Origin of the sequence: Corynebacterium sp. HMSC22B11 (genome assembly GCF_001815965.1) — a bacterium.
GTDB lineage: Bacteria > Actinomycetota > Actinomycetes > Mycobacteriales > Mycobacteriaceae > Corynebacterium.
In genome coordinates, this window is the sequence record NZ_KV823515.1 from 94,955 (window position 1) to 104,066 (window position 9,112).

The following is a 9,112-nucleotide window of genomic DNA, read 5'->3' on the forward strand; positions in this document are numbered from 1 at the left end:
GAATTTCCGCCACGGCCATAGAGGTTCTTTTAGCTCTAAGCTGTGAGGTGATACACTCACAATGTTCAAATAGTGAGATGAAGGGGTTCATTATATGAAACTCGCGGTTATTGATGGTGACGGCATTGGCGTTGAGGTCACCGCGGAGGCCTTGAAGGTTCTCAAGGCGGTGCGCGATGACGTCGAGACCACGGAATACGACCTCGGCGCCCGGCGCTACCTACGCAATGGCGAGACACTGACCGACGCCGACTTGGAGAGCCTCAAGCAGCACGACGCGATCCTGCTGGGCGCGATCGGCGACCCGCGTACCGTCCCGGCTGGTGTGCTGGAGCGCGGCCTGCTGCTGCCGCTGCGCTTCAAGCTCGACCACGCGGTGAACCTGCGCCCCTCCAAGCTCTACCCGGGGGCGAGCTCGCCGCTGAAGAACCCCGGCGAGATCGACTTCGTGGTCGTCCGCGAGGGCACCGAGGGCCTCTACTGCGGCAACGGCGGTAACCTGCGCGAAGGTACCGACCAGGAGGTCGCGAGCGAGGTTAGCCAGAACACCTGGTTCGGCGTCGAGCGCGTCGTCCGCGACGCCTTCCGTCGCGCCCAGGAGCGCCGTAAGAAGCTGACCTGGGTCCACAAGACCAATGTCCTCGTCAATGCCGGTGGCCTGTGGCAGCGCGCCATCGAGACCATTGGTGAGGAATTCCCGGACGTCGAGGTGGACTACAACCACATCGACGCCGCGACCATCTACATGGTCACCGACCCATCCCGCTACGACGTCATCGTCACCGATAACCTCTTCGGCGACATCCTGACCGACCTGGCGGGTGCGGTCACCGGCGGCATCGGCCTGGCCGCCTCGGGCAATATCGACCCGACCCACAACAACCCCTCCATGTTCGAGCCGGTGCACGGCTCGGCCCCGGACATCGCCGGGCAAGGGATTGCCGACCCGTGCGCCGCGATCCTCTCCGTGGCCCTGATGCTGCGCCACCTCGGCGATGAGGCCAACGCCGAAAAGATCGAGAAGGCCGTGCTGGCCGAGGCTGCTGGCCGGGATGGTTCCCCGATCCGCACCGCCGAAGTCGGCGACCGCATCGCCGCAGCGGTCCAGGCTTAGCTCCACACTCACTCCAGCTCGCCCGCCCGGGTTTTCCGCATGTGAAGACCCGGGCTCCGTCATGTCTTGGGCGCGTCGGTGAGAAACACTTCGGTGGTTTGGCGCCCAAACCTAGGTCCGAATGGGTAGGTTGAGGCCATGAATGCGCCAGTAAGCGTCGAAGTCGAGGAGATCCGTAGCTTCCTCGCCGCCCACGAGCCCTTCTCCCGGCTTCCCGAACCCGCACTGAACGCCCTCGCCGCGGGAACCCAGATCGGCTACGCCCGCAAAGGCGAGGTCCTCATCCGCCACGGGGAGGTCAACGACGAGCTCGGCGTGATCCGCTCCGGGGCCGTGGACGTCATCGATGAGGACGGCATCCTCCTGGACCGCCGGGATATCGGCCAGACCTTTGGCTACTCCACCCTCGTTGCCGAGCCCGAATCCCACTATCAGATGGAGGCTGTGGAGGATAGCCTCATCATCTACATCTCGCGGGAGACCTTCGCCCCGCTCGCAGAAGAGTTCGCCGACTTCCTGCGCTACTTCTCCAGCCTCTCCGAGCGCATCCGGCTCGCAGCGGAACAGACCCGCAGCAACACCAGCTCTGAGGTGCTGCGCACCCCGCTGGGGGCGTTTGCTATCACCGATCCCGCCGCCACGACCTCACAGACCACGCTGCGGGACGCCGCGATCAGCATGGGGGAGCACAACGTCAGCTCGCTGCTGGTCATCGACGACCGCGAGCTGCGCGGCATCATCACCGACCGCGACATGAGACGCTCCGTCGCCGCGGACATCAGCGGGGACTCGCCGGTCGCCGGGGCCATGACCGCCAACCCGATCTCCCTGGGGTCGGATGCGCTCGTCTTCGAGGCCATGCTGCTCATGGCGGAGCGCGGGATCCACCACATCCCGGTCGTCGACGACGGCAGGGTTGCGGGCATCATCGCCGCGGCCGACATCATGCGCCTCATGCAGTCAGACCCGCTTTACCTTTCCGGCCAGCTCGCGCGCCAGAGCACACCGGAGGAGCTGGCCGAGACCTATCGCTCCGCCAAGGCCGTGGCCATCCGCTTCTTGGAGCGCGGGGCCAGTTCTGAGGAGGCCCAGCGACTGCTCACCGTGGCCACCGACGCGCTGACGAGGCGGCTTCTCACGCTCGCTGAGGAGGAACTGGGGCCAGCCCCTGTGCCCTTCGCCTTCGCCGTGCTGGGATCCCAGGGTCGCCGCGAGATGGGCACCGCCAGCGACCAGGACAACGCCCTGGTCATCTCTGATGAATACCAGCCCGAGGAGCACGACGAGTACTTCCGGCGCCTTGGCGAGATGGTCTGTCAGGGGCTGGCGACCGCCGGGCAGCCGCTGTGCCCCGGCGACATGATGGCCTCCAACCCGCAGTGGCGGATGACGGTCAGCCAATGGCGGGCGACCTTCCACCACTGGATCACCGCCCCCGAACCCGATGCCCTGTTGCACGCGCAGACCTTCTTCGACATGCGGGCCGTCGGCGGCGGGGAGGAGATGGTCGATGAGATCCACGCCTACGCAACTGCTGCGGCCCAGCAGGCGCCCCGGCTGCACGCGCACCTCGCCGCGCTCGCGGTACGCCGGGAACCCCCGCTCGGGGTTTTCCGCGGCCTGATCCTGGGGCGACGCGGCGAGCACGCTCATACCCTGGACATCAAGAAGGGCGGGCTGGCCGCCGTCGTGCAGATCGCACGCCTGCACGCGATTCTGAGCGGCAGCCACGAGCTTTCGACCCGGTCCCGGCTGGCCGCGGCGGCGGGGGAGTCGCTCAGCCGATCGGCTGCGGCGGACCTCACCGATGCCTTCGATTTTCTCTCTTCCATCAGCCTTCATCACCAGGCGAAGCAGGACGCGGCAGGGGAGGCGCCGGACTACCGGGTCGACCCGGGGGAGCTGAAGAAGATGGAACGGGAGCACCTGCGGGATGCCTTCCAGATCATCAAGAAGGCCCAGTCGGGGCTCTCGGTGCGTTTCCCGGTGCGCAGCGTGTAGTGCAGCAACGAGCGAGAGGATTATTAAAGGAGTAGCGATGGCGAAGTGGTGGCAGGCCCCCTGGCTGGGGACTTCCTGGCGGACCCGCAAGGCGACGGGCGCCCTGGCGGAGTACTACGACGTCCCCCGCGCCAAGGTGAACCAGCCCATCGGAGAGGCCCCACTGCTGGCCGTGGACGTCGAAACCACCGGCCTGGATCCAAAGAAGGACCTCATTCTCTCCATCGGTTGGGTGCCCATGACTGGCGGGCGCATCACCCCGGCCGAGGCGGACTACGCGGTGATCCACCACGAACCGGAGGTCCTGGAACGCGTACCCGCCGGCATGGAATCGGCGAAGATCCATGGCATCACCCACACGGACATCGAGGCAGGGGAGCCGCTGCGCGACGTGTTGAGCAGGTTGCTGTTGGCGCTCCGGGGCCGGGCGATGGTCGTGCATTTTTCGCCCATCGAGACCCAGTTCCTAGGGCAAGCGTGCAGGCAACACTTCGGTTCGGGTCTCTCCGTCCCGGTCATCGACACCTTCGCCATCGAACGCCGGTACTTCGAGCGCATGGCGACCTACCCGCGCGGTGAGGATCTGCGGCTACCACGGGTGCGGGAACGCTACGGGCTACCGCACTACGGTTCCCACAACGCGCTCAGCGACGCGCTGGCCTGCGGGGAGCTGCTGCTCGCGATGCTGAAACACGAAAGAAATAATCTTTCGATAACAAGTACCCTAAGCGACATCATCGAGCGCACAGCCAGGTAGGGTTGGTACCTATGCGTATCGCCCGAATTGCTCACCCAGAAGGAATGACATTCGCGGTGCTTGAGGGTGGCCAGCCGGACGGCACCGGCGCCACCTGCCGCGAAATCGCTAATCACCCATTCGGCGAGCCGGAGTTCACCGGCAAGTCGTGGCCGATCGAGGAGGTTCGGCTGCTCGCGCCGATCCTTCCCAGCAAGATCGTTGCCGTGGGCCGCAACTATGCCGACCACGTCAAGGAGGTCTTCAAGCAGGGCGCGGAGCACCTCCCACCGACCATCTTCCTGAAGCCCCCGACAGCCGTCGTCGGCCCCGAAGCCCCGATCCGCATCCCGGAGTGGGCCACCCGTGTCGAGTTCGAGGGCGAGCTCGCCATCGTCATCGGACGACCGTGCAAGGACGTCAACCGTAACAACTGGAAGGACGTCGTCCTGGGCTTCACCATCGTCAACGACGTCAGCTCTCGCGACCTGCAGTTCGCCGACGGCCAGTGGTCTCGGGCTAAGGGCCTGGACAGCTTCTGCCCGCTGGGCCCATGGATCGAGACGAACGTCGACGGGATCGACATCGACAGCCTGCCCATCAAGGCGCACCTGACCCACGACGGGAAGACCGAGACCAAGCAGGACTCGAACTCTAACCAGATGATCAAGGATATCCCGGAGATCGTCGAGTGGGTGTCCTCCGCGTTCACCCTGCTGCCGGGCGATGTGATCTGCACCGGTTCCCCGGCCGGAACCGCGGAGATGGTGCCGGGAGACCGCATTGCGGTGGAAATCCCAGGCCTGGGAACGCTGGCCAACCCGGTTCAGGCGTATTAGAAGATACGGAGTCGGCGGCCTCGGGGGAGGTTCGCCGCGCCGTGGGGGCGGGGGTTAGACGTTTCGCATGCTGGCGGGGACGTTGAGCGCGCGCAGCGCGGTTTGCAGCTTGGCGGTGGTTTCCTCCGCCTCCTCGTGGGGATCGGAGTCGGCGACGATCCCGCCACCGGCCCACACGCGCGCAGAATCCCCCTCCACGCAGGCGCAACGGATGGCGACCATCCACTCGCCGTCGCCGTCCGCATCACACCAGCCCACGGCGCCGGCATAGAACTCGCGGGGATCCTCCACGGACTCGATGATCCCCACCGCCTCGTCGGTGGGGGTGCCACCGATCGCCGGGGTTGGGTGCAGCATCAGGGCAAGGTCAAGAGCGGAGTAGTCCGCGTCAGCCAGGGTGCCGACGATCGGGGTTCCCAGGTGAATCATCTCGGTGGTCTCGTGAATGAGGGGCTCGGCGGGGATATCGAGCTCCGAACACAGCGGCTCCAAGATCCTGCGGTAGTGCTCCACCACAAGAGCGTGCTCGACGAGGTTCTTTTCGCTGGAGCGCAGCTCTTCGGCGGTCGCATCGTCGCGCTCTGCAATGCCCGTGCGCGGCGCTGAACCCGCCAGCGGGAAAGCTCGAACCGTCCTGCCCTTCCGGGAGACCAACATCTCGGGGGAGGAGCCCACGAACATCGCCCCCTGGTCCTCCTTGCGTCCGGTGGCGGAGAGGTCCACGGCGTAGCCGTCACGGTTGGCGGAAAGATCGATGAAGCGGGCGGCGACGAGCAGCGGGTCGATGGTATCCGCGAAGTACACATCCGCCACGCGGGCCAGAACCACCTTCTCCAAACTGGTGCGGCGGATGGTCTGAATCGCTGCGGCGACCCGGGCCTGATGCTCTTCCTTCGTGGTCGCGACGGTGACCTCGACCGCCTCGAGGGACTCGGCGGCCTCTCGTCCCCGGAAGTATGCGGGTGGCTCAAGCGGGCCGTCGAAGGTGACGACCTTCTCCGGCTCCATGAGCGCGGCGCGAAAACCAGTGTTGAAAGGAATCGCGCCGACCAGCAGCTCAGCGGTGCCCTCGCGCAGGGCCGTGCTGGCCTCGAAAGGGTCCGGGAACGTGGCCTTACGCCCTTGAGTCCGAATGCTGTGATGTGGTCGTGACAGCAAAAAGTCCGGAGCGGTCACCGGCCTTTTGTCTGAATCCATACCCGCCAGTCTACCGACCGCCCCCGCGGGCTCCTCGATGGCCACCTCAAGCACCAATTTTCGGGGTAGCTAGGTTTCCTAGGGAGCATAGAGTACATTTGCCGCATGAACTTTCTTCCCCATTTGTCTCAGCGCGCCGGTGAGCCCGCTGAGCAGCCGGCACAGTCCCGCCGCATTCTCCGCCGCGGCCTGACCGGAGCACTCGCCACAGCAGCAGCCCTCTCCCTCTCTTTCGTTCCGCAGGGATCCCCCGAAGCCCAGGCACAGTCCTCCATGGGAAGCCTCAGCTCTTCCGCGGGCGACCTGGAGGACCTCGCCGGCATCATCAACGGCATCGTCGGCGGCTTGGAAAACGGTGGCGGGGGCGGGGCGGGTACCGCCCCGAACAATAACGCCAACCTGAGCGAGCGGACCTTCAGCGTCAACGGCAAGACCCGCAAGGCGATCGTCAAGATGCCGAAGTCCGGCCTGCGGAGCAACCTGCCGGTCGTGTTCATGTTCGGCGGTTGGCAGCACGACGCGAACAAGGCCCGCAGCTACGCCGGCCTGGAGAACACCGCAGCCGGTGACTCTGCGATCATCGTGTACCCGGAGCCGGTGCGCAGCACCTTCAAGGGCGAGACTTACCCGGCGTGGGGTGGCGCCCCGTACGCCACCAACACCAGCCGCAGCGCCGATGTGGCCTTCGTCCGCCAGATCGTCAACACCCTGGTCCGCGAGGGCAAGGCAGACCGCAACCGCGTCTACGCCACCGGGCTGTCCAATGGCGGTGGTCTGGCCCTCGGTCTCGGTTGTGCCGCACCCGACCTGGTCAAGGGCGTTGTTGGTGTGTCCGGCGCCTACTACACCCCTGCGGTAAGTAACTGCGCGAATGCCTCGGTGCCGACCATGATCATCCACGGCACGGGCGACGACATCGTGAACTACAACGGCGGTTCCCGTCACGGTGCAACCTACCTCTCCATCAACCAGGTGCACCGTCAGTTCGCTGCCCGGAACAAGTGTGACCTCTCCAAGGCGCCGAGTGCCTCCACGAACGGCAACATCACGACCTACCGCTACAGCGGCTGCGCCGCGACGACCGTGCTGAAGAAGGTCGCAGGTGGCGAGCACACCTGGTACCCGAGCCGTCCAGATGCTGCGCAGGAGTCCTGGAACTTCTTCAAGTAATTCATGTGCTACGCGCGGGAAAATAACCCGCGCCCGCCCCGGGGTGTGCGATGCACAGCCCGGGGGTTTGCGCTCTCAGGGCGGATCCTGTGGTTCAGCCCCGGCGCTCGATCTTGCGACGGGGCAGCGCGGGTAGGATAAGAGCCCATGAGTGAAGTTCGCGTACGTTTTTGTCCATCGCCCACCGGCACCCCGCACGTCGGCATGGTGCGCACCGCGCTGTTCAACTGGGCTTATGCCCGCCACACCGGCGGCAAGCTGATCTTCCGCATCGAGGATACGGATGCTCAGCGCGATACCGAGGAGTCCTACCAGGCCATCATCGACTCCCTGAAGTGGCTCGGCCTCGACTGGGACGAGGGGATCGAGAACGGCGGCCCGCACGAACCCTACCGCCAGTCCCAGCGCATGGATATCTATGCCGAGGTCCTGGAGAAGCTGAAGGCCGCCGGCGAGGTCTACCCGGCGTACTCCACTCCGGAAGAGGTCGAGGAGCGCCACAAGGCCGCTGGCCGCGACCCGAAGCTGGGCTACGACAACTACGACCGCGACCTCACCGAGGAGCAGATCGCCGCGTTTGAGGCGGAGGGCCGCAAGCCGGTCTGGCGCCTGAAGATGGACCACGACCGCCGCTACACCTGGACCGACCTGGTCCGCGGGGAGATGGACGTCGACGGCAAGACGATGCCGGACTTCGTCGTCGCCCGCTCCAATGGGCAGCCGCTGTACACCCTCGTCAACCCGCTGGACGACGCGCTGATGGGTATCACCCACGTGCTGCGCGGCGAGGACCTGCTGCCGTCGACCCCGCGCCAGATCGCGCTCTACGAGGCGCTGATCCGCATCGACGTGGCCAAGGAAGTGCCGACCTTCGCGCACCTGCCGTTCGTCACGGGGGAGGGCAACCGCAAGCTGAGTAAGCGCGACCCGGAGTCGAACCTCTTCAACCACCGCGACGCCGGCGTGATCCCGGAGGGCATGCTCAATTACCTCTCGCTGCTCGGCTGGTCCCTGTCCGCCGACGAGGACATCTTCACGATGTCCCAGCTGATCGAGAACTTCGACATCGCCGACGTGAAGCCGAATCCGGCGCGCTTCGATCACAAGAAGATGGAGGCCATCAACGCCGACCACATCCGCATGCTGGATCTGGCGGACTTCACGCAGCGTCTGCGCACCTACCTGGAGGAGTTCAAGGACTGGCCGGCCGACTACCCGGCGGAGAAGTTCGCCTTCGCCGCCGAGCTGGTGCAGACCCGCATCAAGGTGCTGGGGGACGCCGATGGCTTGCTGCGCTTCCTGCTGACCAAGGACGAGGACCTTGAGCTGGAGCCGAAGGCGGCGCGTAAGAACCTCAAGGAGGCTGCGAAGGAGCCACTGGCTGCCGCGATCGAGGAGCTCGAAGCCATCGCGGAGGAGGACTTCCGCACCGAGGCGATCGAGAAGGCGCTGTCCACCCGACTGATCGAGCAGATGGAGCTCAAGCCGCGCGTGGCCTACGGTGCGCTGCGCGTCTCGATCTGTGGCCAGGCAGTGTCCCCGCCGCTGTTCGAGTCCATGGAACTGCTGGGCAAGGGCTCCACGCTGGCCCGCCTGCGCGCTGGTTTGGAGCAGACCCCATTCCAAGCTGAACAGCCCGCGAACTAAGGTTTAAAAATAGGCGACGACCTGCCAATTTGTGTGTGACGATGGCTTCTGGCTATAGTAGTCATCGTTGCACAGCGCAGGGCTCCTCAAGAAGGAGATGCTCGCAGTGTTAACGATTGGCCTATGGTGTAATTGGCAACACTACGGTTTCTGGTACCGTCATTCTAGGTTCGAGTCCTGGTAGGCCAGCAGCGAAGATTAACTTTAAGTTTCTCTCGCGTCCTAATGCCCCGTTCGTCTAGCGGCCTAGGACGCCGCCCTCTCACGGCGGTAACACGGGTTCAAATCCCGTACGGGGTACAAATCAACAGCCTCACCGGTTTTCCGGTGAGGCTGTTTTCTTTTCTGCGGAGTCCCCAAGCCTGATGGTCGCGGGCGGGATCAAGCGGTTAATGCGCCACGATTGAA

Annotated in this window: 7 protein-coding genes and 2 tRNA genes; 8 read left to right on the forward strand and 1 reads right to left on the reverse strand. The window is 65.2% G+C overall.

What is annotated here, in order from left to right; translation table 11 throughout:
* Nucleotides 1-94: 94 nt before the first annotated feature.
* The 4 genes from HMPREF3088_RS08405 to HMPREF3088_RS08420 all read left to right on the forward strand — a co-directional run bounded on the left by HMPREF3088_RS08405 (nucleotide 95) and on the right by HMPREF3088_RS08420 (nucleotide 4,690).
* Nucleotides 95-1,114 carry a 3-isopropylmalate dehydrogenase gene (locus tag HMPREF3088_RS08405; RefSeq protein ID WP_070759355.1) on the forward strand — a complete coding sequence of 340 codons (1,020 nt, stop codon included), beginning with the start codon at nucleotides 95-97 and terminating at the stop codon, nucleotides 1,112-1,114.
* Nucleotides 1,115-1,252: 138 nt separating this feature from the next.
* Nucleotides 1,253-3,115, forward strand: a complete 1,863-nt coding sequence (locus HMPREF3088_RS08410; RefSeq protein ID WP_070759357.1) for a DUF294 nucleotidyltransferase-like domain-containing protein — start codon at nucleotides 1,253-1,255, stop codon at nucleotides 3,113-3,115.
* A gap of 37 nt (nucleotides 3,116-3,152) precedes the next feature.
* Nucleotides 3,153-3,872, forward strand: a complete 720-nt coding sequence (locus HMPREF3088_RS08415) for an exonuclease domain-containing protein (protein WP_070759359.1) — start codon at nucleotides 3,153-3,155, stop codon at nucleotides 3,870-3,872.
* Between the two features lie 11 nt (nucleotides 3,873-3,883).
* Nucleotides 3,884-4,690, forward strand: coding sequence for a fumarylacetoacetate hydrolase family protein (locus HMPREF3088_RS08420; protein WP_012360016.1), 807 nt, complete (start codon nucleotides 3,884-3,886; stop codon nucleotides 4,688-4,690).
* A 54-nt stretch (nucleotides 4,691-4,744) separates the two neighbouring features.
* On the opposite strand, the gene HMPREF3088_RS08425 is transcribed toward HMPREF3088_RS08420, so the two are convergent.
* Nucleotides 4,745-5,887 carry an isochorismate synthase gene (locus tag HMPREF3088_RS08425; protein ID WP_070759385.1) on the reverse strand — a complete coding sequence of 381 codons (1,143 nt, stop codon included), beginning with the start codon at nucleotides 5,885-5,887 and terminating at the stop codon, nucleotides 4,745-4,747.
* Nucleotides 5,888-5,992: 105 nt separating this feature from the next.
* On the opposite strand from HMPREF3088_RS08425, the gene HMPREF3088_RS08430 reads away from it, so the two are divergent.
* From HMPREF3088_RS08430 to HMPREF3088_RS08445, 4 genes are all read left to right on the forward strand, one after another.
* Nucleotides 5,993-7,057: a CE1 family esterase gene (locus HMPREF3088_RS08430; RefSeq protein WP_070759361.1), complete on the forward strand. Its 1,065-nt coding sequence runs from the start codon at nucleotides 5,993-5,995 to the stop codon at nucleotides 7,055-7,057.
* Between the two features lie 147 nt (nucleotides 7,058-7,204).
* Nucleotides 7,205-8,704 (forward strand): glutamate--tRNA ligase, encoded by a 1,500-nt coding sequence (gene gltX / locus HMPREF3088_RS08435; protein WP_070759363.1) that lies wholly within the window; start codon nucleotides 7,205-7,207, stop codon nucleotides 8,702-8,704.
* Between the two features lie 117 nt (nucleotides 8,705-8,821).
* Nucleotides 8,822-8,893: transfer RNA gene (locus HMPREF3088_RS08440), tRNA-Gln, on the forward strand.
* Nucleotides 8,894-8,931: 38 nt separating this feature from the next.
* Nucleotides 8,932-9,004: transfer RNA gene (locus HMPREF3088_RS08445), tRNA-Glu, on the forward strand.
* The last annotated feature ends 108 nt before the right edge of the window (nucleotides 9,005-9,112 follow it).

Bases quoted from the DNA above. Each gene is read 5' to 3' on its own strand.
- HMPREF3088_RS08405 (WP_070759355.1), top strand. From the start codon at position 95: ATGAAACTCGCGGTTATTGATGGTGACGGCATTGGCGTTGAGGTCACC.
- HMPREF3088_RS08410 (WP_070759357.1), top strand. From the start codon at position 1,253: ATGAATGCGCCAGTAAGCGTCGAAGTCGAGGAGATCCGTAGCTTCCTC.
- HMPREF3088_RS08415 (WP_070759359.1), top strand. From the start codon at position 3,153: ATGGCGAAGTGGTGGCAGGCCCCCTGGCTGGGGACTTCCTGGCGGACC.
- HMPREF3088_RS08420 (WP_012360016.1), top strand. From the start codon at position 3,884: ATGCGTATCGCCCGAATTGCTCACCCAGAAGGAATGACATTCGCGGTG.
- HMPREF3088_RS08425 (WP_070759385.1), bottom strand. From the start codon at position 5,887: ATGGATTCAGACAAAAGGCCGGTGACCGCTCCGGACTTTTTGCTGTCA.
- HMPREF3088_RS08430 (WP_070759361.1), top strand. From the start codon at position 5,993: ATGAACTTTCTTCCCCATTTGTCTCAGCGCGCCGGTGAGCCCGCTGAG.
- gltX (WP_070759363.1), top strand. From the start codon at position 7,205: ATGAGTGAAGTTCGCGTACGTTTTTGTCCATCGCCCACCGGCACCCCG.